The 22,762-nt window shown below is 70.8% G+C and carries 19 protein-coding genes; 6 read left to right on the top strand and 13 right to left on the bottom strand.

From position 1 onward, the window contains the following. The first annotated feature begins 163 nt into the window (after window positions 1-163). Both FSY66_RS12595 and FSY66_RS07915 read left to right on the top strand, forming a co-directional pair. Entirely contained in the window at window positions 164-322 is a 159-nt protein-coding gene (locus FSY66_RS12595) for a hypothetical protein (RefSeq protein WP_186304505.1), read from the top strand. Between the two features lie 1,976 nt (window positions 323-2,298). Continuing rightward, the gene (locus tag FSY66_RS07915; protein WP_144793267.1) at window positions 2,299-2,676 is read left to right on the top strand and encodes a hypothetical protein; all 378 of its coding nucleotides are present in this window, start codon (window positions 2,299-2,301) and stop codon (window positions 2,674-2,676) included. 59 nt (window positions 2,677-2,735) lie between these two features. Here FSY66_RS07915 and FSY66_RS07910 read toward each other — a convergent pair whose 3' ends face one another. The 5 genes from FSY66_RS07910 to FSY66_RS07890 all read right to left on the bottom strand — a co-directional run bounded on the left by FSY66_RS07910 (window position 2,736) and on the right by FSY66_RS07890 (window position 8,603). Next, a complete protein-coding gene (locus tag FSY66_RS07910) occupies window positions 2,736-3,701 on the bottom strand; it encodes an ABC transporter ATP-binding protein (protein ID WP_260853583.1) in 966 nt (321 codons plus the stop codon). Between the two features lie 5 nt (window positions 3,702-3,706). Beyond that, window positions 3,707-4,576, bottom strand: a complete 870-nt coding sequence (locus tag FSY66_RS07905; protein ID WP_144793265.1) for an ABC transporter permease — start codon at window positions 4,574-4,576, stop codon at window positions 3,707-3,709. A 132-nt stretch (window positions 4,577-4,708) separates the two neighbouring features. Beyond that, window positions 4,709-6,673 (bottom strand): glycosyltransferase, encoded by a 1,965-nt coding sequence (locus FSY66_RS07900; protein WP_144793327.1) that lies wholly within the window; start codon window positions 6,671-6,673, stop codon window positions 4,709-4,711. An 89-nt stretch (window positions 6,674-6,762) separates the two neighbouring features. After that, window positions 6,763-7,950, bottom strand: coding sequence for a UDP-galactopyranose mutase (gene glf / locus FSY66_RS07895; RefSeq protein WP_144793262.1), 1,188 nt, complete (start codon window positions 7,948-7,950; stop codon window positions 6,763-6,765). Window positions 7,951-8,165: 215 nt separating this feature from the next. After that, a complete protein-coding gene (locus FSY66_RS07890; protein WP_144793259.1) occupies window positions 8,166-8,603 on the bottom strand; it encodes a hypothetical protein in 438 nt (145 codons plus the stop codon). A 365-nt stretch (window positions 8,604-8,968) separates the two neighbouring features. Between FSY66_RS07890 and FSY66_RS07885 the strand changes: the two genes are divergently transcribed. Next, complete coding sequence (locus tag FSY66_RS07885) at window positions 8,969-9,217, top strand: WhiB family transcriptional regulator (RefSeq protein WP_144793256.1); 249 nt, start codon at window positions 8,969-8,971, stop codon at window positions 9,215-9,217. A gap of 78 nt (window positions 9,218-9,295) precedes the next feature. Here the strand turns inward: FSY66_RS07885 and FSY66_RS07880 are convergent, their stop codons facing one another. The 3 genes from FSY66_RS07880 to FSY66_RS07870 are packed head-to-tail and all read right to left on the bottom strand — an operon-like array spanning window position 9,296 to window position 13,189. Next, complete coding sequence (locus tag FSY66_RS07880) at window positions 9,296-10,927, bottom strand: sensor histidine kinase (RefSeq protein WP_186304504.1); 1,632 nt, start codon at window positions 10,925-10,927, stop codon at window positions 9,296-9,298. A 43-nt stretch (window positions 10,928-10,970) separates the two neighbouring features. Further along, window positions 10,971-12,548: a CpaE/TadZ family protein gene (locus FSY66_RS07875; protein WP_144793250.1), complete on the bottom strand. Its 1,578-nt coding sequence runs from the start codon at window positions 12,546-12,548 to the stop codon at window positions 10,971-10,973. Next, the gene (locus FSY66_RS07870; RefSeq protein WP_144793247.1) at window positions 12,545-13,189 is read right to left on the bottom strand and encodes an SAF domain-containing protein; all 645 of its coding nucleotides are present in this window, start codon (window positions 13,187-13,189) and stop codon (window positions 12,545-12,547) included. The genes FSY66_RS07875 and FSY66_RS07870 overlap by 4 nt, the downstream gene beginning before the upstream one ends. A 395-nt stretch (window positions 13,190-13,584) precedes the next feature. On the opposite strand from FSY66_RS07870, the gene FSY66_RS07865 reads away from it, so the two are divergent. Then, on the top strand, window positions 13,585-13,803 hold the full coding sequence (locus FSY66_RS07865; protein WP_144793244.1) for a helix-turn-helix domain-containing protein: 219 nt from the start codon (window positions 13,585-13,587) through the stop codon (window positions 13,801-13,803). A gap of 14 nt (window positions 13,804-13,817) precedes the next feature. On the opposite strand, the gene FSY66_RS07860 is transcribed toward FSY66_RS07865, so the two are convergent. Further along, complete coding sequence (locus FSY66_RS07860; protein WP_144793241.1) at window positions 13,818-14,387, bottom strand: hypothetical protein; 570 nt, start codon at window positions 14,385-14,387, stop codon at window positions 13,818-13,820. Between the two features lie 789 nt (window positions 14,388-15,176). On the opposite strand from FSY66_RS07860, the gene FSY66_RS07855 reads away from it, so the two are divergent. Both FSY66_RS07855 and FSY66_RS07850 read left to right on the top strand, forming a co-directional pair. Further along, window positions 15,177-15,395 (top strand): LysM peptidoglycan-binding domain-containing protein, encoded by a 219-nt coding sequence (locus tag FSY66_RS07855; RefSeq protein WP_144793237.1) that lies wholly within the window; start codon window positions 15,177-15,179, stop codon window positions 15,393-15,395. A 43-nt stretch (window positions 15,396-15,438) separates the two neighbouring features. After that, window positions 15,439-15,924, top strand: coding sequence for an Rv3235 family protein (locus tag FSY66_RS07850; RefSeq protein ID WP_144793234.1), 486 nt, complete (start codon window positions 15,439-15,441; stop codon window positions 15,922-15,924). 3 nt (window positions 15,925-15,927) lie between these two features. On the opposite strand, the gene secA is transcribed toward FSY66_RS07850, so the two are convergent. The 4 genes from secA to FSY66_RS07830 all read right to left on the bottom strand — a co-directional run bounded on the left by secA (window position 15,928) and on the right by FSY66_RS07830 (window position 22,761). Continuing rightward, complete coding sequence (gene secA, locus FSY66_RS07845) at window positions 15,928-18,936, bottom strand: preprotein translocase subunit SecA (RefSeq protein WP_260853582.1); 3,009 nt, start codon at window positions 18,934-18,936, stop codon at window positions 15,928-15,930. 229 nt (window positions 18,937-19,165) lie between these two features. Beyond that, entirely contained in the window at window positions 19,166-19,846 is a 681-nt protein-coding gene (gene hpf / locus FSY66_RS07840; RefSeq protein WP_144793231.1) for a ribosome hibernation-promoting factor, HPF/YfiA family, read from the bottom strand. A gap of 118 nt (window positions 19,847-19,964) precedes the next feature. Then, on the bottom strand, window positions 19,965-20,876 hold the full coding sequence (locus FSY66_RS07835; RefSeq protein WP_144793228.1) for a ComF family protein: 912 nt from the start codon (window positions 20,874-20,876) through the stop codon (window positions 19,965-19,967). A 118-nt stretch (window positions 20,877-20,994) separates the two neighbouring features. Then, window positions 20,995-22,761, bottom strand: coding sequence for an LpqB family beta-propeller domain-containing protein (locus FSY66_RS07830; RefSeq protein ID WP_144793225.1), 1,767 nt, complete (start codon window positions 22,759-22,761; stop codon window positions 20,995-20,997). Window position 22,762: the final 1 nt, after the last annotated feature.

Below are 22,762 nucleotides of genomic sequence, written 5' to 3'. Positions count from 1 at the left end.
CGGGACCTCTCGGTGGATGCCGAGAGAGTGGCCGCCTCCTTCGCCTCGATCTCCCACCTGCGCGTCAACGGCCGTCGTCCGCAGACCGCGGGAGCGCTGTCCGGATTCCATGCCACCGCTGACGGCTGGGTGCGCCTGCACGGCAACTACCCGCACCACGCCCGTGCCATCGAACGGGCGTCTGGACCTCGGATCCTCCGCGGAGGAGTCCGCCGAGATCCAGCGTCTCCACGCGGAGAAGAAGTGCCTGCGGGAGATCAATGCCATCCTGTGCCGGGCCTCGATTGCCTTCGCGGGATTGCTCGACACCAGCAACGGCTGACCCTAGCTAACATTAACGAGATGGTGGCCGAAGGCTACCAGTCGAGCCACCCTGCGAGTCCTGAACCAGCAGGACACAAGGTTCTCTGCACGCACCTACCGCGCCTGGATGAGCCCGGATCGTATAGCGGCTTGAACTTTCGCAGATGTTTTGTTTAAAGAATGACCCGCGCTCTGTCCAGGGGCGTGAATCGAGTCACCAGGCAACTGAGGATGACGCCAGAAGGTCGCTCCGGGTGCAGGAAGTGGGTCGCGCAATTGCGCCGTCGAGCTGGTCTCACCGGCACCTCCCGCGGACAAGTTCGGCCACACCATGCAACGGCATCTGGCTCGAGGGCATCCGCCAGTCAACGTAGTTACGGACCACCCGGCCCCGGGGCCGATGGCAGATGTGCGGGCGACCTGTTGAATCAAAACTCTACCGCAGCACGGGGTCACATGCGGTCGCATATGTCACGTACGTGAAGACCTGGGCAGGGTTCATCTCCTCCCGTTTGTAGAGGACATGCTCGCTCTGCGAGTCGTGGGCTGGCACGTCAGCTTTAGAATGCGCACCAATCTCGTTATGCCTCCATCGCGACTCCCCGCAACTCCCAATGTGGCGACGCAATCGTGAAGGACATCCCGAATTACCTGGTTCTCTGATTGGCCACGGCGACGCAGGAAATCGATACATGCCTTTTCGCTACACCTAGCACCCGCCCCTGGTGGGCATCGAACATTCGTTTGGGACCGAAGGCGACACGCGCTACAACGCGCACGCGAAGACTATGAACAACCTTGTTCAAGACCGAGTGCCCCCACACGGGCGCACTCCACGTCGGCTCCAACAAACGACCAGGCCACGGTGTGCGCCACTGGACCTCCTGCGACCAGAACAACCGGGGTTGCGCCACCTGCGGCAGGTCGTTTTATTCTCGCGATTTCAATCGGCGAAACAAATCAAATAAAAGAATAATGGCCGCACCCAATTTCACTTACAGAAACCAAAGTGATCGGGACCCGCCTCGCGCGAAACTCCACGCAATGCGGGCCCCTCAATGATTTCGAATCAGGTCAAGTGAAAAGCTAGGCGCACCTCAAGTCATTGACGCCGCAACTCTCACATTCGACCAGTTGGCACCAAAACGTGCAACCACCACTTGCCGTCATCGTGCTTCACACACCAAGCACTCGCACTTCCACCATTGTACTGCACTGACCGATGACAAAAATCAATTCCACTAAATGGACCCTTAATTACCTCCTTGGAAATAAGCGCCGCCGATGCCCCAGGAGCAGAAACCCCCATGAGACTCATAGTCAGCACTGCCGCCACTGCACCCATCTTGAGTCGCTTCACAATCAACACCTTCCATAGCGTAGCTACAACGGACATCGGCATCGTGTCACATCTCACAACTCGCTGCAACCGGCACTGAGTTTTGCGCGATGTGCTCTCCCCAGTCTGGCGAGCGCCTGCTCCATAGACACCGATCGTGTCGTTTAGGGAAAACCATGCTTGCCTGATGCCCGCCCCATGATTTCCATGTAAACGTGACTATCTCCCTGCCCCTCCCGGTTCGCCTTCATCGCACAGGATCAACACCTGCCGAAGGTCCTGTCCTGCCTGTCCTCAGACTGGTCGTTACGTCTAGTCGCAGTCATGCCCCCATACCAACGACTCGGCTCGTTTTCAGGGTCGCCAACAGAATCGACGGAAGTTTGTGGTGGAGGGCTGTCCTAACTTGATTGCCGAGCGCGTCGCCTGCGCACCTGACCGGGTGCGCCTTCTCCAAATATCTCCAGCGGACGGCCGCCTCCTTCGCCTCAATCTCCCACCTGCGCGTCAACGGGCGCAGGGTAGAGACCGCCGGTCCGCTGTCCGGCTTCCACGCCACCGCCGATGGCTGGGTGCGCCTGCACGGCAACTACCTGCACCACGCCCGTGCCATCGAACGAGCCCTCGGGGCCTCGGAGCCGTAGCGCCTGCGGGAGGTGCTGCGCCGTCACCGGGCCCTGGAGGTCGAGCAGCGCGTGCGCGATGCGGGCGGGGTGGCTGCGGCGGTGCGCTCGCCCCAGCGCTGGGCGCGCTGCGCACAGGGCCGCGCAGCGGCGCGGGGCCCGTGGCTGCGCTTCCAGTCCTCCGGCATCCCGGTGCGGCGCTGGGCGGCCCCGGACGATCAGGGCGACGCACCCCTGCGCGGTCTGCGCGTCCTGGATCTCACCCGCGTGATCGCCGGCCCCAGCGCCTCGCGCCTGCTCGACGACGCCCACGTCCTGCTGCTCGACTACCGCGGGGTGGAGTACTCACACGGACCGGCCCGCTACGGCCGGGCCGAGGCGTGGTTCCTGGGCCGGCCGCCCGGAGCGTGAGAAGGGGTCAGTCATCCGACCGGCCCCCTTCGCTCATCCCGCCGCGCTCCGACGAACGCTCACAGCCCCATGGTGCGGCGCACCTTGGTGGGATCATCGAGATCCGCCGGATCGTCCAGCTCGGGATCGTACTCCGGCACATAGGCCTCGCCGCGCTCGGCGGCCTCGGCGGCCTCCTTCTCGCGGTCGACCCGCTTCCAGTGGAGGCGTCGCTCCACGCGCTCGTTCTGCTCGCGCTGGACCTCATCGGCGGGGCGGTCGCGCAGCATGGCCACCGCACCCACGGAGGAGCCGTCGTACACGACCTTCCCGTGCTCGAGCACGATGCCGCGCTCGCAGATGTCCATGATCAGGTCCAGGTCGTGGGAGACGACCACGAGGGTCTTGCCGTGGCGCACCAGATCCTTGATGCGGCGGATGCACTTCTTCTGGAACGGCTCATCGCCCACGGAGAGGATCTCGTCGACCAGGAAGACCTCCGGGTCGGTGTGGATCGCCACCGCGAAGGCCAGGCGCAGGTACATGCCTGAGGAGTAGAACTTCACCTGCGTGTCGATGAACTCCCCGATCTCGGAGAACGCGGCGATCTCGTCGAACTTGGAGTCGATCTCCGCCTTGTCCATGCCCAGGATCGCGCCGTTGAGATACACATTGTCGCGTCCGGTGAGATCCGGGTGGAAGCCCGCGCCGACCTCGATCAGCCCCGCGACCTTCCGACGGGTGCCCACATAGCCCTCATCCGGATGCATGACCCCGGAGATCATCTTCAGCGACGTCGACTTGCCCGAGCCGTTGAAGCCCAGCAGCGCCACGGTCTCACCGTCGTGGATGTCGAAGGAGATGTCGTCGAGGGCCTTGAACTTGTCGGAGAGATCCTTCTTCCGACCGCGCAGGATCCACAGCACGGCCTCCTTGATGGAGCGGGTGTGCCGCAGCGTGAACCACTTGGTCATGCGCTCGGCGCGGATCGCCACGGTGTCCTCGCTCAGGGTGACCCCGGGCTTTTTGAAGGGGATGGTGGTCATGAGGATCAGAGCTCCTGGGCGAAATTGCCCTCGTAGCGGCGGAAGATGAGATCGCCGATGAGCACAACAGCCACGGAGACCAGCAGGGCGAAGGGCGTCCAGAACGTCATGAGGTGATCCGCCACATGCCACAGCGGCTGCGGCAGCTCGGTGGAGGGGAACCAGAAGGCGTAGTGGAACAGCTCCACTGCCACCGTGAGCGGATTGGCGAAGTAGAGGTAGTAGACCCACTCGGGCAACTTGTCGATAACCCGGGTGAAGGGATATAGCACGGGCGAAGCCCAAGTCGAGACCATGAGAATCAGGTCCACGAAGTTCTCGGCATCGCGGAAGAACACGTTGAGTGTCGCGAAGATCATGCCCAGCCCCAGCGCGAAGACCGCCACGATGACGAACCCGGCAATCATGCACAGGAACTGCTTGAGATCCGGATGCCAGCCAGCCGTCAGGCAGGCGATCAGCAGGATCAGCAGCTGCGGCACGAAGTGCACCAGGGCCACGAAGAGATTGGCCACCGGGAAGAGCTGCCGTGGCAGGTAGATCTTCTTGAGCAGCCCGCCGTTGTCCGTCATGGACCGCGAGGCATTGCCGAAGATCTCCCCGAAGAGATTCATCAGCACGATCCCGGAGAACAGGTAGATCGCGAAGTTCTCCAGGCCCTTCTCGAGCTCCAGGAAGATGCCCATCGCGATGTAGTAGACGAAGAACTGCACGGCCGGCTTGAGATAGGACCACACCAGGCCCAGCACGGTCCCGCGATAGCGGACCTGGATCTCCTTGTCGACCAGCAGCCTCAGCAGATAGCGGTTCCGGAAGACGTCCAGCAGTCCGCGTCCCTTGCCGGGTGTCATCAGCTCCGGCGCTGTCGTGCTCATCCTTGCTCCTTGCGTCAGTGAGCGCACTGCGGCGCTGGGGCGGCCGTGCGCTGGGATCACGACGACGCCGGGCGCAGCGGCTGGGTGCGCCGCTGCGCCCGTCGTCGTGGTGGATCGGTCATGCGCCGCGGATCAGCGCTGGACGTCCACCGGCGGGTTGTCCTCGAAGGTCTTCGCCCACGCCTCGGGCGAGGTGATCTCGCCCAGAGCCTCGCGGTACTGCTCGGACAGCGAGTCCCAGCGCGAGAGCAGCTCGGCGTGCAGCTTGGCGCTGCGGGCGGTGAGCTCGCGCACCGCCTTGGGGTCGCGCTTGTGCCAGGCCGCACCGGTGCCGTCGGCATTGGAGACCACGGCCGAGTCCAGGGTGGCCAGGTGGTACCACTTGCCATCCTGGTGGGCGACCCACTCCTCGGGATGGCTCTGCGCCAGCTCGCGCACCGGCAGGACCGTCTGCTTGAGCAGGGTCTTGACCGCCCACGGCGGCAGCTGCCAGTAGGCCGGCGGCTTGGGCAGGCCTCGGCGCTTGGGCGGACGACGCCGCTTGGCCGCCGGGAACGCGCCCTGGTCCTGGCTGAACTGGGCGTCCGAGAACTCGGACTTCAGGGAGCGGATCTCCGGCATCCTGGTGCCGATCATCCCGTGCAGGCCCTCGGGGCCGCGCAGGACGTCCTCGATGGCCATCAGCACGCACGTTGCGGCGTAGTACTGCATGGAGACCGTGTGCTTGGTGTCCACGGCCAGGGACTCGCGCACCATGCGCCCGCCGCGCGGGAACGGCGAGTGCAGCAGGGCCGCTATCAGGCGGTTGCGCTCGTGGAAGTAGGCCTGCCAGTCGACGGCGTCGTCCTTGTCCATCCAGGACACGTGCCACACGGCCGCCCCGGGCAGGGAGACGGTCGGGTACCCGGCCTCGGCGGCGCGCAGCGAGTACTCGGAGTCGTCCCACTTGATGAACACCGGCAGCGACAGCCCGACGTCCTGCAGCACCTTGCGCGGGATCAGGCACATCCACCAGCCGTTGTAGTCGGCGTCCCAGCGGCGGTGCAGGTTCGGTCGCGAGCGCAGGCCCGCCTCCGAGAAGTCGATGCCGCCCAGATGCTCGATCGGGCCCCACAGGAAGCGGTAGCGGTCGACGACCTCGGCGTAGCCGTTGAGCACCGGGCGGTTGTACATGTCGAACATGTGCCCGCCCACGATCGTGGGAGTGCGGCAGAAGTCCGCGAAGGCGACGGCGCGCAGGACGCCCTCGGTCTCCAGGAGGATGTCGTCGTCGAGGATCAGGACGTAGTCGGAGGCCGAGCCGTCGGCGCGGCCCTGGACCACCTCGTACATGTTGCGGGAGAAGCCGCCCGAGCCGCCCAGATTGCCCTGGCGGATCATGCGCAGCCGCCCGCCCATGGCCTCCTGCGCCTCCGGGAAGTCGGGCTCGTCCTCGACCAGCTTGTTGCCCTGGTCCACGATGATCAGCTCGTCCAGGATGTCGTCGAAGCCGTCGGCCTCGGCGATCGTCCGGATGGTGTTCACGCAGTAGTCGGGGCGGTTGAAGGTCGTCACGCCCAGGGTCACGGTGCCCTGCTCGACGGTGTCCGGGACGGACCACGAGGCCCCGTCCAGGATCATGCCCTCCTCGTCGGCGATCAGGTCGAACCAGTACCAGCCGCCGTCGCCGAAGGGCGCCAGCGTCAGCTCGAACTCCGTGACCTCGGAGTCTGCGGACAGCCGCACGTTCTCCACGCGCTGGGAGATGCCGCGGGCGTTCGAGCGGTAGACGATCAGCGAGCCCGCGCCCGTGGTCCGGACCGAGAGCACGACCTTCTCCGCGGTCGTCCACCGGCGCCAGTAAGAGGCCGGGAACGCGTTGAAGTAGGAGCCGAAGGAGACGCGGCGTCCCGAGCGGATGCGCATGGAGCGCCGGCTCAGGATGTCGTCGGGATGCTCGGCGACCTCGTCGGCGGAGCCCGAGGTGCCCGCCCGGTGCAGCGGCCCGTCCACGTAGAGGGGCAGCGCATCCAGGTCCTTGGCCTGCGGCAGGACCACGCGGGCCACCTCCCGCAGGGCCTGCTGGGACTGCTCGGGGGCGTTGGTGATCTTGCCCAGGAAGCCCTGGGGGTCCTGCTCGCCGCTGCCGGCTCCGTCCTGGGGGGCCGTGCCGGCCTGTGCTGCCTCGCCGGGGGTGCTCTGCTGGCTCACGCGTCGATTCCTCCGCTCTGGATCCGGTGGCCGCCACGGAAGTGGGGGGTGATCTTGTTGTCGACCATCGACAGCGCTGCTCCGATGGCCATGTGCATGTCGAGGTACTTGTAGGTGCCCAGGCGCCCGCCGAAGAGGACGTCGGACTCGCCGGCCGCGAGATCGCGGTACTTGAGCAGCTTCTCGCGGTCCGCCGACGTGTTCACCGGGTAGTACGGCTCGTCGCCCTTCTGCGCGAAGCGGGAGAACTCGCGCATGATCACCGTGGCGTCCTTGGTGTAGTCGCGCTCCGGGTGGAAGTGGCGGAACTCGTGGATGCGGGTGAACGGGACGTCGGCATCCGGGTAGTTCATGACGGGGGTGCCCTGGAAGTCCTCGATCTCCAGGACCTCCTCCTCCAGGTCGATCGTCCGCCAGGAGAGGTCTCCCTCGACGAAGTCGAAGTAGCGGTCCACGGGGCCGGTGTAGATCACCGGGACCTGGCCGACGACCCTGGACTTGGAGAACTCGTGGGAGTCGTCGAAGAAGTCGGTGTCCAGGCGGACCTCGATGTTCGGCTGATCCGCCATGCGCTCGAGCCACGCGGTGTAGCCGTCGGTGGGCAGGCCCTCGTGGGTGTCGTTGAAGTAGCGGTTGTCGTACGTGTAGCGCACGGGCAGCCGCTTGATGATCGAGGCCGGCAGCTCCTCCGGGGCGGTCTGCCACTGCTTGGCCGTGTAGTGCTTGATGAACGCCTCGTAGAGGGGGCGGCCGATGAGCTGGATGCCCTTGTCGTTGAGGTTCTGCGGATCGGTGCCCGCCAGCTCGCCGGCCTGCTCCCGGATCAGCTCCCGGGCCTCGCCCGGGGAGTAGGCCGAGCGGAAGAACTGGTTGATCGTGCCCAGGTTGATCGGCATGGGGAACACCTCGCCGTCATGGCGGGTGTAGACCTTGTGGACGTAGTCCGTGAACGTGGTGAAGCGGTTCACGTAGTCCCACACGCGCTCGTTGGAGGTGTGGAACAGGTGCGCTCCGTAGCGGTGCACCTCGATCCCGGTCCGCTCCTCCTTCTCGGAGTAGGCGTTGCCGCCGATGTGGGAGCGCCGGTCCAGGATCACGACCTTCAGCCCGAGGTCGTTGGCGGCGCGCTCTGCGACGGTCAGGCCGAACAGGCCCGATCCGACCACGACGAGGTCTGCGTTCATCAGTTGTCTCCCGTTCCTCGGCCGACGCCGATCCAGCGGGGCGGCGGCCGCGTCGATCTCCGGCCCGCATGCCCGCGGCCGGTCGGCATCGGGGCCACGTTACCGGAGCCCGCCTCGTGCTCCCGGGCGGACGCACAGGAGCGACGGTCTCCTGCAGCGTCTCTGCGCCGGCTCCCAGGCCCTGCCCAGTCACGGGGCCGGCCGATGAGCCGTCCTCAGCGCCGATCCTCGGGCACGTCCTGGGTCGTCCAGTCCACGACGGACTGCCGGAACAGGGAGGCGCCTGCGACCAGCGCAGCCAGGATCACGGCCAGGGCGAGCCACCCGCTGAAGGGGAGGATCACAGCCCCGGCGATGATCACGGCGAACAGCTGGGCGGTCAGGGCCGCGGCCCGGGGCCAGCGCCGGCCCGCCCACAGGCCCATGGCCGCGCGCAGCAGCCACAGCCCGCCGCCGGCCAGCAGCGCCGCGAGCATGACGGTGGCGCCCACCGACGCCGCATGCCCCGTGAACAGCCCCGAGAGCAGCCAGACGGCTGCGGCGAAGAGCACGATGCTCTGCGCAGCGACGACGGCCACGAGCGGCACGATCGCCTGCGGTCGCAGCGGCCGGGTCGCGGCCTCGGAGGGGTCTCGGTCGCCGGCGGATGCCACGGGCTGCTCCTTCGTGCGGGTGTCGGTTCGGGCTGCGGTCAGCCGCGCTGCGAGTGCCCAGCGTATCCGGGCGGCCCGGCCGGTCATGACGTCGGGCACCCGATCCGCCGCGGCCGCCCCTGCGGCCCCGGATCCCCCGCTCGGGTCATCGCCGAGGCGCGGCCTGCAGGCCGTCGCCCCCGCCCGCCAGGGGGTGTGATGAACATCCCAACTCCTTGTTCACGTGCCGTTCACATGGAAAAGTGGATGCAATCTCGAACGGGTCGCAACAGGCCCGTCGTCCGCCCGCTTCCGGGCACCCCTCTTCTGCTCGGGCCTGCCCATGCCCGGCAGACTCCGTGCCTTCCGAAAGGAGTCGATGCGTCATGGATTGGCGTTCACAAGCAGCCTGCCTCGAGAAGGACCCCGAGCTGTTCTTCCCCGTGGGGAACACGGGACCGGCCCTGCTCCAGATCGAGGAGGCCAAGGCCGTGTGCCGCACCTGCTCCGTGATGGACGAGTGCCTCGCCTGGGCCATGTCCTCCGGCCAGGACGCCGGCGTCTGGGGCGGCATGAGCGAGGACGAGCGCCGCTCCCTCAAGCGCCGCAACGCGCGCGCCCGCCGCGCCTCCTGAGCCCGGCTCCCCTCCGGCGCCTCGCCGCCCGTCCCGCACCGGAGCGCCGACGCCCGACGAGCAGCCCCTGAGACCTCCTCAGCGCGAGGTCTCGTGCACCGGCACGGTCATCTCCATGACCGTGCCGGAGTCGTCTCCGGGGCGCCAGCTCACGCTGCCCTCGAGCTCGCCGAGCACCAGGCTGCGCACGATCTGGCTGCCGAGCCCCTGGGACGGCATGGCCGACGAGTCGGGATCGTCGGCAGACCAGCGACCGGTGCTCACCGACGCATCCATGCCCACCCCGTCGTCGGCGATCGTGACCACGAGCTCCGCGGCCGGCGCGGGGCGGCCCTCGCTCAGCGGCTGCCCGCCTTCTGACGGCTCCGGGACGCGACGCCGGGCGTCGACCTCGATCGTGCCGTCCCTGCCGCGCAGGCCGTGCTCCACGGCATTGGTGAGCATCTCGTTGAGCACGAGCGCCATGGCCGTCACCTGCTGCCCGGGAAGGCGGCCGAACTCCCCCGTGACCCGGGTGCGCACCGTCTGGCCGGTGGCCGCGAGCTCGGCGATCGCCCGGATCTGCCGGCTGAAGTGCTCGTCGAAGTCGACCGATCCCTCCGGGGTGTGCGACAGCGTCTCGTGCACCGCAGAGACCGCCTCGAGCCGGCGCATGGCCTCGGAGAGGCCGCGCCGCGCCTCGTCGCTGCCGGCTCGCCGCGACTGCATGCGCATCATCGCCGCGACGGCCTGCAGGCTGTTCTTGACGCGGTGATGCGTCTCCCTGATGGTCGCGTCCTTGGAGGACAGCTCGCGCTCCCGGCGCCGCAGCTCCGAGACGTCGCGGCACAGCAGCACGGCGCCCACCCGGAGGCCGTCGTCGCTCAGCGGGATCGAGCGGAACATCACGACCGACCGACCCCGGCGGACCTCGGCGTGGCTGGGCACCCGCCCGCGCAGCACGCCCATCAGGCCCTCGTCCACCTGCTCGCCGACGAACGACTCCGGACCCAGCACCTCGGTGAGCTGACGGCCGACGGCGGTCTCCCCCGCCCCGAGGCGCGCGACCGCCGAGACGGCGTTCGGCGACATGAATCTCACGCGGTCGTCCGCGCCCAGCCGGATCACGCCGTCGCCCACGCGCGGATTGCCGCGCCGCGGCGAGGGCTGCGTGCCGGCCTGCGGCCAGTCCCCGGCGCCCGCCATCCGCAGCAGCTCCGCGGCGATCTCACGGTACGTGGCCTCGCCGGGAGCCGAAGTGGTCCCCGCTGCGCGGGTCGTGATCAGGGACAGGACCGCGATGGGCTGGTCGGCGAAGAAGATGGTGGTCACGAGCGCCTGGGCGGCCTCGCTCACCCGGGGGATGAGCCTGCGCTCGGTGTTGCGGTGGGCGCTCACGCCGCGGTCGCCCCAGACCTCGCGCAGCAGGCTGTTCAGCGGCGCGTCCAGGTGCTGCCCGATCTGATCGGCGGGGAACAGCGTCTGCGCCGTGCCGGGGCGCGCGTGATCCAGGATCAGGAAGTCCGAGTCCCTGCTGGGCATCCGCATGGCGCCCGGCGACGGCTGGAAGCTGCGGTCGGGGAACGTCAGGTGGACATCGCCGAAGCCGAGATCGGCCAGGACCTGCCATTCGCCGACGAGCAGGTGGAGGTGCTCGACGGCCTCGGCGGAGAACCCGTCGCGGCTGTGCAGCTCGGCCAGGGACACGTGCGCCACATCCTTCCGGTGCACAGCCGAGCATCCTCGCCCGGCCGGAGACGTGGCTTCGAGGCTATCACCGGCGCCTCCAGCCTCCGAGGGCCCGGCCCAGGCGAGTGCCGCGGACGTCCTCGATCTCCTCGGGCTCGCCCGGCGCCCCGAGGTCGCCGTCGAGGCGCCGCAGGACCGAGGCGGCCAGATCCCGCAGCTGCCCCCGCAGCGCGCAGCTCGGCGCCGATTCCGCGAGCACCGAGCCGGCCAGGGCGGCCGTGTCCACGGCTCGCGGCTCCCATGACAGGAAGGCATCCCACTGACCGGGCGCCCCGGTGGCCGCCCATGCCTCCTTCAGGGCCGAGCGGGGCGCGGCCCCGGCCGCCGAGCGGCGCACCTGGTTGGCCACGAGCATGACCGGGGCGGGGGTCGCCTCGAGCAGGGCCGGCAGGGATCGGGCAGCCCGGGGGATGCCGAGCACCTCGCTCGAGCACACCGCCAGGACCAGATCCGCCTCGGCCAGAGCCGCGGTGGTGGCCGCGCTGCGGCGCGGGGCCTCGAGCTCGGTGACGAGCTCCTCGTCCTCCTCGAGGCTGAAGCCGACGTCCACGACGATCACCGGAGCGGGCCCCGACGGCAGCGCGGCGCTCCGAGCCGCACCGGGTTCCGCGTCTGCGGCGAGCTGCTCGGCCCGGGGCATGTGCTGGCAGGCGCGCAGCAGCCGCTGGACGCTGCCGGCCCTCAGCTCGGGCCACCGCTCGGGGCGGGTGAGGCCCGTCAGGACGGTGAGGCGAGCGGGCCCCACCTGGACCTCGACGGCGGCGCGATCGAGCGCGTCGGGCGTCAGCCGGTCCCGATCGGCGGCCCGGCAGGCCAGGGCCACGCCCGCGGTCTCGTCCAGCAGCCCCAGCAGAGCGGCGACGGACGGCCCCCAGGTGTCGAGATCCACCAGCGTCACCGCGGCCCCCTGCTGCGCGCACTCCGCGGCCAGGTTGACCGCGACCGTCGAGCGCCCGGGAGATCCGTGCGGGCCCCACACCACGACGACGCGCCCTCGCGGCGGGACCGGGTGCTCACCGCCAGGCCCGGTCGAGGCAGCGTCGTACTGGACGGCGGAGTCCTCGTCGAACCCCGCGTCGTCCGGATCCAGCGGCAGCCCCGTCCTGCGCGGCAGCTCCCGCCCGGTGTCGGCTCCATCGCCGCCGAGGCCGTCGGAGACCGCGGCGATCTCACGGGTGCGCCCCGGCGGCGGCAGCCCCTCCGATGCCTCGATCAGAGCCGAGGCCGCCTGGCGCCCCGGCAGGTCCGCCGGGATCTCCACCGCGCCCAGCGCCGTCCACCCCGTCTCCCGTGGCGCGTCCCCGGACGGCTCTGCGGCCGGTCCGCCGTCCGGGTCCCCGGCGAGCGCCCCGGCCGGTGCGGGAATGCCCACGACCACCGCGACCACCGCCGCCGCCTGCTGCAGGGAGTCGATGACCACGGCCGAGAGCTCGGGCTCGTCCTCGTCGATCATCACGGCGAGCGCGAGTCCCGAGCGCACGACGGCGAGCAGCTCGACGAGATCGGCGCAGCGCCGCACCAGGGTCACGGGGCCGTGCAGCCGATCGATCTCCTGCCCGAGCAGATCGGCCTGCGGCCCCAGGCAGGCCAGCGGGAGGCTCATCGCCCGCCGCCGAGATGCGGCACCAGGGTGATGCGGGACTCCCCCGACAGCGCTGCGACCACGTCCTCGACGTCATCGGAGTCCACGAGCACCTGGGCCGCGGCGTCGGCATCGGCTCCCAGGCCTCCGGCCGCGTCCTCGACGCCGGCGAGCTCGGCCCCCTCGAGGATCTGCTCCGGCTCGCTCCAGTCGCCGCCGGTGCGCTCCCGCTCCGCGGCCCAGATGTCGACGAGCCCGCCCGGCTCCGTGCCGGTCGGCAGAGGGGTCGACAGGGGGATCCCGATCGGTCGCCGGTCGAGATCCTGACGGCGACCGATCGAGTCGACGGGGATGAGCTGCCCCTCCGCCACGCGGTCGACGACGACGGCCCCCTCCCGCAGGTCCTGGGCCCCCGAGAGATAGGCCTCCCCGGTGGACTCGAGCCGCAGGTCGGCGGCTCGCAGATCATCGGCGCCCACCTCCTCGCCGACCTCGAGGTCGTGCGCGGCCACGGCGAACGGCTCGGTGGCGTCGCCGTAGGTGACGGCGGCCGTCGTGGCGGCGAGCGAGACGACGGCCAGCCCGAGCCCGATCAGCAGACGGGGCTCCCGCCAGCTCGGGCGCCGGAAGCGGCCTGCTGCGGCGGTGCGGATCCTGGACACGGTCTGCTCCTGAGCGCTCGGGCGGGCGGCCGCCGGGGACGGCGGTCCTGGGCAGCACGGCGGATGCGGTGCCGTCTCGACCATCGTGACCATGCCGCCTCCCCCGCGGGAGGCCTCCGAACCAACTGTGGACGACTCGATGACTTGACCTGAGGCCGAATGGCGACGAGCGCCCCTCAGCCGCATCATCCGCGACCTGCGGGCGCCCTCCACAGGCTGCCCGCGCCCGATGGCCTCGAATGGCACAATGGCCGCACAGCGATGCCGGGCCGCGGTCCGGATCCCCCATGCGACGACCGCCCGATGGCGCGCCGACGGCGCGCATCGGTCCAGTCGGCTCCGCCCTGCGCCGCGGACGCCGTCGGATCGTCGCACCGGACGCCCCAGGAGATGCCATGGCCGAGCAGCAGTTCTACACCCTGGCCGACGTGGCCGAGATCCTCGCCATCTCGGCCTCCCAGGCCCGGGCCATGGTGCGATCGGGAGAGCTGCCCGCCATCCAGGTCGGCGGCCGCGGGCAGTGGCGGGTCGAGAAGGCCCGCTTCGAGCAGTGGGTCGAGCGCCGCCACCAGGAGACGGCCGAAGCTGTGCGCAGCGGAGCCTCGCTGGACTGATCCCCGGGCCGCCCTCAGGCGCTTCCGGACCCGGACGTCATCGAGACCAGGCACGCGATCCCCGAGTACGGGATCGTGCGGACCGCCCGCACGGCGCGACGTCGCCGGAACTCGTCGTCCGGGTGCATGGCCAGATCCAGATGATCCCGGCCGGCCCGGTCGATCGTGCCGTCGAGGGAGGCCCCCGGCACCCCGTCGACCAGCACGATCCGCACGGCCGCGCGGGCCCGGGCGAGCGCGCGCACCGCATGGCCCAGGGCGAGCCGGCTGCGCTGCTCCGGTGCGCTGCGACGCCGGTCGAGGCCCTCGACCCACAGCAGGGACTCCATGGGGACCACCAGCTCGACCGCTCCGTCCTGGAGCATCGCCCATCCCATCCCGGCGGCGACGACCTCCCCGCGCGCCGACGATCCGCCGCGCAGGCCGATCCGGACTCGAGCGCCCTGGCACCCGGCGAAGCGATCCTGGAGGAGGGCCTCGGCCGTCTCCGCACGCGTCAGCTCCGCGGCCTCGCGCTCGACGTCCCGGAACCGCGCAGCCGCCAGCTGAGCCTCCATGTCCGCGAAGAGCTCGTCCCAGCGCATCCTCTCCCCCTCGCCCGCCCCGCGGGGCATCGCCGCACCGGACATGGCCGACGGCGGGTGTGCGTCATGTCCCGCGCCGGGCCGTCCTGCTGCCGCTCGGAACAGGTGGCTCGAGTCTAGGGAGGGGCGGCCCTCCAAGCCATGCGCAGTGGAATTCATCGGTCATTGACAGGTTTCCCCGGCGCCGCGATGCTGATGACAGCAATCGGAATCAAACAGCATCAAATGACACAACACGGCATTGGCCGACTTCCGCACGCATCGACTGCGATCATCTTCGCCGACCGCGCGATGCGGCGGACGACTCAGAGGCATCGACGCAACGAGCCGATGGCCCGCCCGCGCGGCGGTCAGCACCCCGGTCGATGCCCACGACATCCTGAGAGGTGCCCCATGGCAGCCCGGACCGCGGCCCGCTTCACCCCGTCTCCCTCAGCTCCCGCCCCGGGACCTGCCGACCGATGCCACCGCCCGCGGCGACGGCGATCCGCCGAATCCCTCCGCTGGCGGCAGGGTCTGCTCCTGCTGGCGGCCGGCGGTTCCGCGACGACGGGCTGCGCCGCGCCCGCGATCGCTCAGGCATCGCCGCCCGCGGAGGTGCAGCGCCCCGTGCCCGGACCGGACGCGACGACCGGGACGGCTGCCGGTGCGCCGACGACGAGCGGGTCCCCCCTCGTCCCCGAAGCACCCGTCTCCGAAGCGTCCGCGGCGGCCGAGCCCGGGGTGCCGAGCCCCCTGTGGGCCCCGGCCGAGCCGGTGAGCACCCCCGGAGCGGACGGCCGGAGGGCGATGCAGGACCGCCTGGCCCAGGGAGCCATCACGGTCCGCAGCGGCGAGACGCTGTGGTCGCTGACCTCGGACCTGCTGGGTCCGCACGCCGCGCCGCAGGACGTCGCCCGGGCGTGGCCGCTGCTCTGGAAGGCGAATGCGGATCAGATCCGCGACCCGGATCGCGTCCTGGCCGGGACTGTCCTGCTGGTGCCCGCCGAGCTGCTGCCCGAGCCCTGAGACCCGATCCGCCCCTGCCCGTCCGCAGCATGAGGAGCCCACCATGCCCATCACCTCGCACCGACCGCCCGCCCCGCGCTCCGGGGACCGCCCGCCGGCACCGCCGGGCACGGCTCGCCCCTACGTCTGGCGAGGGCAGCAGCGCGCTCAGGAGGCCCGGACCGCTCCCGGAACGGAACGCGAGCGCGCCGCAGCGCTGACCCGCGCCGTCGCGGTGGCCGCGGTCGAGGTCCTGGCAGGGGCGCGCCCGGCGGCGCAGCTCACGCGCTGGGTCGAGCCGGAGATCGTCGAGCGCCTGCATCGCCGCTGCGTGCTCCTGCAGCGTCGGCGACGCCTCGAGCCCCCGGAGGCCCCGGTGCATCGCGTGCATCAGCACTCCGAGGTGCTCGGCCAGCGCGTGTGCGCTGTCGCGGAGGGGATCTACGAGGCCGCCCTCGTGATCCGCGACGACGCCCGTTCGCGCGCCGTCGTGGTGCGCGCGGAGCGATCGGAGCACTCGTGGCGGGTCACGGTCCTCGAGATCGGGTGAGGCTCAGCCGCTCTTCCTGGCCCGCTTCCTGGCGCTGCGAGCGGCCTGGGCCTCGGCGGCCCGGCGCTCGGCGCGCGACCGGGGGGCGGGGGCAGCATCCGCACCCGCTTCCCCGGGGGCGGCTGCCGGGTCGGCCACGGAGGTCGCCGTCCCGGTGGCGGCGGCCGCCGGTGTCGCCCCTGCCGCGGAGGAGCCTGCGCCGGCCGTCGCTCCCCCGCGCACGGAGCCCCTGCGACCGGAGCCCTTGCCCGCCGAGCCTCGGCCCGATGAGCTCCTCCCCGCCGAGCTCCGGGAGGCAGCGCCCTTGCCCTTGCGGCTCGCGCTCTCGTCGTCGGCACCCCCACCGGACGAGGACGCCTGCGAGCCCGAGGACGCCGCACCCGATGAGTCGGCCGAGTCGCCCCCGCTGCGCTCGGTGCGCACCTGGGTCCGGCCGCTCTCGGTGGGGGCCGAGTACTGGAGGAACCTGGGCTGCTTGGGCAGCCCGCCCGCCAGCGGGCCCCCGCCGGCGCCCGCGCGCTGGGAGGCGAGATCCACGTTGAAGAGGTAGGTGACCGTCTCCTCGCGGATGCCCTCCATCAGCGTCTGGTACATGATGTGGCCCTCGCGCTGGTACTCGACCAGCGGATCGCGCTGGGCCATGGCCCGCAGGCCGATGCCGTCCTTGAGGTAGTCCATCTCGTAGAGGTGCTCCGGCCACTTGCGGCCCAGGACCGAGAGCACCACGCGCCGCTCGAGATGGCGCATGGCCTCGGAGCCGATCTGCTCCTCGCGCTCCTCGTAGACCACCTCGGCATCGGAGATCAGCTGCTCGCGCAGGAACGCGGTCGTGAGCCGGTCGCGCCCGCCGGCCTCCTCGATCAGCTCGTCCTGGGTCACCGAGACGGGGTACACGGTGCGCAGGGACTCCCACAGCGCGTCCAGATCCCAGTCCTCGGGGTGCCCGGAGCTGGTCTTGTCGACGACGATCGAGCCGACCACCTCGCGCAGGAACTGCTGGACCTGATCCTGCAGGTCGTGGCCCTCCAGGATCCGTCGGCGATCGGCGTAGATCGCCGTGCGCTGGCGATTGAGGACATCGTCGTACTTCAGGACGTTCTTGCGCTGCTCGGCGTTGCGGCCCTCGACCATGTTCTGGGCCGAGGCGATCGCGCGGGAGACGATGCGGAACTCGAGCGCGGTGTCCTCGGCGGCGTTGGCCATCAGCCGCGAGGCGCCGCCGGCGTTGAACAGGCGCATGAGGTCGTCGTTGAGCGAGAGGTAGAACCGGGACTCGCCGGGATCGCCCTGGCGCCCGGCGCGGCCGCGCAGCTGATTGTCGATGCGGCGGGACTCGTGGCGCTCCGTGCCGAGCACGTACAGCCCGCCGAGCTCCTTGACCTGCTCGTGCTCGTCGCCGATCTCGTGCTCGGCGGCCGCGAGGGCCTCGGGCCACTGCTGCTCGTAGGCCTCCGGATCGCGGTCCGGGTCCAGGCCGAGCTCCTTCATCCGCTCCATGGCGATCGCCTCGGCATTGCCGCCCAGGATGATGTCGGTGCCTCGCCCGGCCATGTTGGTCGCGACCGTGACGGCGCCCCGGCGCCCGGCCTGGGCCACGATCGCGGCCTCGCGCTCGTTGTTCTTGGCATTGAGGACCTCGTGCCGCACGCCGCGCTTGGCCAGCAGCTTGGAGAGGTACTCGGACTTCTCGACCGAGGTGGTGCCCACGAGCACCGGCTGGCCCTTCTCGTGGCGCTGCTCGATGTCCTGCACCACGGCCGCGAACTTCACGACCTCGTTCTTGTAGACCAGGTCCTCCTGGTCCTCGCGGATCATCGGCCGGTTGGTCTCGATCGCCACGACGCCGAGCTCGTAGGTGTTCATGAACTCCGCGGCCTCGGTCTCGGCCGTGCCGGTCATGCCGCCGAGCTTGTCGTAGAGGCGGAAGTAGTTCTGCAGGGTGATGGTCGCCATCGTCTGGTTCTCGGGCTTGACCTTCACCTTCTCCTTGGCCTCGATCGCCTGGTGCTGCCCCTCGTTGTAGCGCCGGCCCTTCAGGATGCGGCCGGTGTGCTCGTCGACGATCTGGACCTCGCCCTTCATCACGACGTAGTCCTTGTCGCGGGTGAACAGCTCCTTGGCCTTGAGCGCATTGTTCAGGAAGCCGATCAGCGGGGTGTTCGAGGTGTCGTAGAGGTTCTCGATGCCCAGCCAGTCCTCGACCTTGTCGATCCCGGGCTCGAGCACGGAGACGGTGCGCTTCTTCTCGTCGGCCTCGTAGTCCTCGTCCAGGTCCAGGCGCTCGACGAGCGCGGCGAAGACCGAGTACCAGCGGTTCGCCTCCCCGGAGGCGGGCCCCGAGATGATCAGCGGCGTGCGGGCCTCGTCGATGAGGATCGAGTCGACCTCGTCGACGATCGCGAAGTTGTGGCCGCGCTGGACGAGCTCGTCGACGGACCAGGCCATGTTGTCGCGCAGGTAGTCGAAGCCGAACTCGTTGTTCGTGCCGTAGGTGATGTCCGCGGCGTACTGCTTGCGGCGCACGTCGGGGCTCTGACCGGCCACGATCGTCCCGGTCTCCATCCCCAGGAACCGGTAGACGCGGCCCATCTGCTCGGCCTGGGACGAGGCGAGGTAGTCGTTGACCGTGATGACGTGGACGCCCTTGCCGGACAGGGCGTTGAGGTAGGCCGGCGCCGTGGCCACGAGGGTCTTGCCCTCGCCGGTCTTCATCTCGGCGATGTTGCCCAGGTGCAGTGCGGCACCGCCCATCAGCTGGACGTCGTAGTGGCGCTTGCCCAGAACGCGGTGCGAGGCCTCGCGGACCACCGCGAAGGCCTCGGGGAGCATGCGGTCGAGGGATTCGCCCTCCTCGACGCGCTGCCGGAACGCATCCGTCTCGGCGCGCAGCTCGGCGTCGGTGAACTCCCGGAAGCCGTCCTCCAGCGTGTTGATCGCATCCGCGTAGGACCGCAGTCGGCGCAGGACCTTCTTGTCGCCGGTCCGGAGCACCTTCTCCAGGATTGACGCCACAGGCTCACGCTCCTTGATCGTGGTGTTCGTCGCCGCGATCGACCGGGTTCGAGCGCGGGATCTCCGCGGTCTGCTCCCGGTTCCGGCCGCGAGGTCGGCCGACGACTCGAGACAGTGTACGGCAGAGCCCATGACGGCAGCCGCGGCCGGATGGGTCCCGGCCGCGGCTGCCGTGCGCGCGGTGCCCGAGGCGGCGCGGCCCGTCGGGACGGCGCCGCCGGGCGGGGCATCAGCTCGTCTGGTAGGCCCTCGATTCGGTCGTCTCGGGCTCGGCGACCGCTTCGCTGAGGGAGATCACACCGTATTCCCAGCCCTTGCGGCGGTAGGCCACCGAGGCCTCGTCGGTCTCCGAATCGAGGTAGAGGAAGAAGTCGTGCCCCACGAGCTCCATGCGATCGATCGCCTGATCGGCGCTCATCCGCTCGGCGGGGAAGCTCTTGCGCCGGATCTCGACCGGAGGGACGTCCTCGCTCAGGGGGTACTCGGTGTCGAAGGCCTCCTCCTCGGCGGCGCTGAGCTCCTCCGGCGTGGCATAGGGCTGCTCGCCGACCGGGGCGACGGGCAGATCGGCGGTCGCCTCGTGGACAGCTGTGGGACGGTGATTGCCGCGGTGGATCTTGCGACGATCGCGGGCGCGGCGCAGCTGCTCGATGAGCTTGGCGTAGGCGGCGTCGAAGGCCGCCTGCTTGTCGTCGCCGCGGGCCTCGGCGCGCACCACGGGACCGCGGCCGATGACGGTGGCCTCGACGCGCATGCCGTCGTGGCCGGGGTGCGGATTCTCCTTGAGGACCTTGATCTCGATGCGCTGCACCTTGTCGCCCAGCTCCTCGAACCTGACGACCCGGCCCTCCACGTACTCGCGGAAGCGATCCGAGATGGTGACGCTGCGACCCTGGATGGTGAGTTCCATGCTGTCCTCCCAATCGGCGGCGGATCCCGCCGTCAACGCTGCGGAGGCCGGCGGAGGCGACCTCCACCCGGGACGAGGGGCCCCGGTAACAGGATGTTACTCGGAGCACATCGAGGATTCATCGTCCGGCCATCGGCGATTCGCCCTGGACGCGCACGTCGTCATCGTCGTCCGCCGGCCCGGCCGACGGGGCCCGCACCGCCGCCAGCACGACGGCTCCGCGGACCCGCAGGCCCGTCGCCTCGAGCCGGTCCGCGGCGCGGCGCAGGGTGGCGCCGGTCGTGAGCACGTCGTCGACCAGGACGACGGCCGGGGGCGGCCCGGTCCGGCCGCGGGGCCGGACGACCTCGAACGGGTCCTCGGCCCGGGCGCGCCCCGCGGCGTCGCGGGTCTTCTGGGCAGCGGCCCGGGCGCCCAGCCCGGCCGCCGCGGCCCCCGCCCGGCGCGAGCGGTGCCCCAGCCACGGCTCGATCGAGGTGCAGCCCGGCAGGAGGCCGTCGCGGCGGGCCCGCCGCAGCAGCTCCTGAACCGGGTCGAACCAGCGGCGCCGCAGCGCTCGGGCGGAGGTGGGGATCGGCACGAGCACGGCGCCCCCGCAGGCGTCTCCCAGCGCCGCCCGCACGGCCGCGGCCAGCACGGGGGCGAGCTCGCCGAGCAGGTCGGTGCGGCCGCCGTCCTTCAGAGCCATGAGGCACACTGCGAGCTCGAACTCGTAGGCGCCGGCGGCCACGACGGGCAGCCCGCGCAGCTGCGCGGACGCGGAGCCGACCCGATGCGGCCGCGCGCAGCTGCGACGCAGCAGCCGGCGGCACGCGCGGCACAGGGATCGGCCCGGTTCGCGGCACACCGCGCACTGCACCGGCAGCATCGGCTCGATCGCCCGGTGCGCAGCCGCGCTCGCGCGGACCAGACTCGCATCCAGTCGCCGGCCGCTCACCCGATGCGCACGAGCCGGCCCGCCGTCGCCCCCGTCGCCCGGGCGGCCGGCGCGGGTCGGATCCTGGCGGGGGCCGCGGGTCGGGATGCTCATCCCCGGAAGCCTGCCCGAGCAGGTCTTGGCCCGCAGACCCCCGCTGCGCGCGGGCACCGTCTCGCGGGGCCGGGAGCACCGGGCCGTGCTGTGGGGCCGCGGCCTCCCGCGCCGGATCTCAGCCGGCGAAGGCCAGGTCGGAGATCTCGTCGGTCTGCGGCGACCAGGCCTCGCCGGTGAGCAGCCGCACCTCGCCGTCGCTCTCGACGTAGATCTCCCCCTCGCCGTCGCCGCCGGCCACGTTCTGCACGCCGTCGGCGACCACGGGCAGGCTGCGGTGACGGCCCGAGACGTCGTAGATCTGGGGCGTGGCGCCGTCCTGGCCCGCTGCGGCCGCCACGAACTCGGAGTCGCTGATCCACGCCGCTGAGGCGGGCGACTCGATGGTGCCGAGATCGACCAGCTGGGGGTCGTTGAGCCGCTCCGGCTCGCCGTCCTCGCCGCGCACGATGCCGGCCACGAGGATCCTGGAGTCCTCGCCCTCGTCGGTGACGATCAGCGCCCGGGTGCCGCCCCGGGACACCCGCAGGCTCGAGATGGGCGTGTCCTCGAGGGCATCCGCCTGGACCTCGAGCGCAGGCCGGTCCGGCTCGGCGAGCGCCGCCGCCCTGACAGCGCCCTCGTCGTCCGCCGTCCAGGCCCATCCCCGGCTGTCCACCGACGGGTCCGTGAGCCCGCTGCCGCTGACGCGATCCTGCGGCTGCGGCTCGGAGGTCGTGAAGGTGACCATGGTGCCGGCGTCATCGGCCAGGGCCGCGAAGCCCTCCATGTCGGGATCCATCGCCGGCGCGCTCGGCGAGCGGCCGTCGAGGGCACCCGCGAGCTCGGGGACCGGGCTGATCTGGCCGCCCTGGTGGAACACGAGCTCCTCGTCGCGCAGGCCGACCTGGCGGCCCGGAACGGAGCTGGCGGTCGACGGCAGCTCGGCCGCGGCGTCCGGGGCGAGCTCGAGCGGGGACCCGTTGACCGTCATGGCGACGTCGTCGACGGACGGGAGGTCGCCCAGGGTGAGCATGAGCTGCCCGTACATCCCCTCGGTCGTCTCCAGATCGGTGGGGCTGAACTCGGGGATCGTCATCTCGACCGAGGCCTCGCCGTCCTGCACCGGGACCGTGGTGCCGTCGGCCAGATCGGCCCCGTCCGGGAAGTGGCTGCGCACCGAGTCCTCGAGATAGGGCGCCGGGCCGTTGAGCAGCGCTCGCGTGAGCTGCGTGGACACGACGGGGCGGTCCGGGAACCAGCGCGGATCCGGCACCGCGAACTGCCCGCCCGGCTCCATGAAGTAGAGGTTGTACGGCTGGTAGACGTCGTCCAGGTTGCCGGCCGGGATGAGCACGGCATCGGGGGCCTCCGAGATCCGCCACTCGCCGTCGACCTGCGTCAGCCGCAGGTCGAACTCGTCGGTGGTCCCTGGCTCCTTTCGGTCCATGATGCCGTCGACGTCGATCTCTGCCCGCGTGTCCACGCTGACCCGGACCTGGTCCTCCTCGAGCCCCTGCTGGATCCCCGCCTCCCCGGAGAAGACGACGGTCTGCTGCCCGGGGCGCCAGCTGTCGGCGAGATCCGGGGCCAGGTACTCGCGCGCCGCTGCGTAGTCGTCGGCCGCGCCCTGCCCGGCCGCCAGGAAGTCCGTGACGATCTGCTCGGGGGATGCCCCCGGAGCGGGGGCGGCGAAGACCGGGGCGGTCTCGTCGGTGGCCTCGTCGGTGGGGCCCTCGGCGATGTGGACCGGACCGGACGTGGGGATCGATGCGCAGCCGGTCACGACGAGCGCGGCGACCGCGCCCATGGACAGGGCCGCACGCGCCCGGCGCGATCGCAGGCGCGGCCGGGGGGCGCCTGCGGCGCGGGCCTGACCACCGGGGTTCCGTGGGATGCGCTGCATG

It is taken from the genome of Kocuria palustris, from assembly GCF_007666205.1.
Lineage (GTDB): Bacteria > Actinomycetota > Actinomycetes > Actinomycetales > Micrococcaceae > Kocuria > Kocuria palustris_A.
Note: the sequence above shows the minus strand (reverse complement) of the source record. Positions and strands in the feature narration are given on the sequence as shown.

What these genes read in the sequence shown, in the direction of transcription:
- FSY66_RS07850 (WP_144793234.1), top strand. Translation starts at nt 15,439, where the DNA reads ATGCCCATCACCTCGCACCGACCGCCCGCCCCGCGCTCCGGGGACCGC.
- FSY66_RS07875 (WP_144793250.1), bottom strand. Translation starts at nt 12,548, where the DNA reads ATGAGCCTCCCGCTGGCCTGCCTGGGGCCGCAGGCCGATCTGCTCGGG.
- FSY66_RS07835 (WP_144793228.1), bottom strand. Translation starts at nt 20,876, where the DNA reads ATGAGCATCCCGACCCGCGGCCCCCGCCAGGATCCGACCCGCGCCGGC.
- FSY66_RS07830 (WP_144793225.1), bottom strand. Translation starts at nt 22,761, where the DNA reads ATGCAGCGCATCCCACGGAACCCCGGTGGTCAGGCCCGCGCCGCAGGC.
- glf (WP_144793262.1), bottom strand. Translation starts at nt 7,950, where the DNA reads ATGAACGCAGACCTCGTCGTGGTCGGATCGGGCCTGTTCGGCCTGACC.
- FSY66_RS07860 (WP_144793241.1), bottom strand. Translation starts at nt 14,387, where the DNA reads ATGCGCTGGGACGAGCTCTTCGCGGACATGGAGGCTCAGCTGGCGGCT.
- FSY66_RS07855 (WP_144793237.1), top strand. Translation starts at nt 15,177, where the DNA reads ATGCAGGACCGCCTGGCCCAGGGAGCCATCACGGTCCGCAGCGGCGAG.
- FSY66_RS07885 (WP_144793256.1), top strand. Translation starts at nt 8,969, where the DNA reads ATGGATTGGCGTTCACAAGCAGCCTGCCTCGAGAAGGACCCCGAGCTG.
- FSY66_RS07910 (WP_260853583.1), bottom strand. Translation starts at nt 3,701, where the DNA reads ATGACCACCATCCCCTTCAAAAAGCCCGGGGTCACCCTGAGCGAGGAC.
- FSY66_RS07905 (WP_144793265.1), bottom strand. Translation starts at nt 4,576, where the DNA reads ATGAGCACGACAGCGCCGGAGCTGATGACACCCGGCAAGGGACGCGGA.
- hpf (WP_144793231.1), bottom strand. Translation starts at nt 19,846, where the DNA reads ATGGAACTCACCATCCAGGGTCGCAGCGTCACCATCTCGGATCGCTTC.
- FSY66_RS07865 (WP_144793244.1), top strand. Translation starts at nt 13,585, where the DNA reads ATGGCCGAGCAGCAGTTCTACACCCTGGCCGACGTGGCCGAGATCCTC.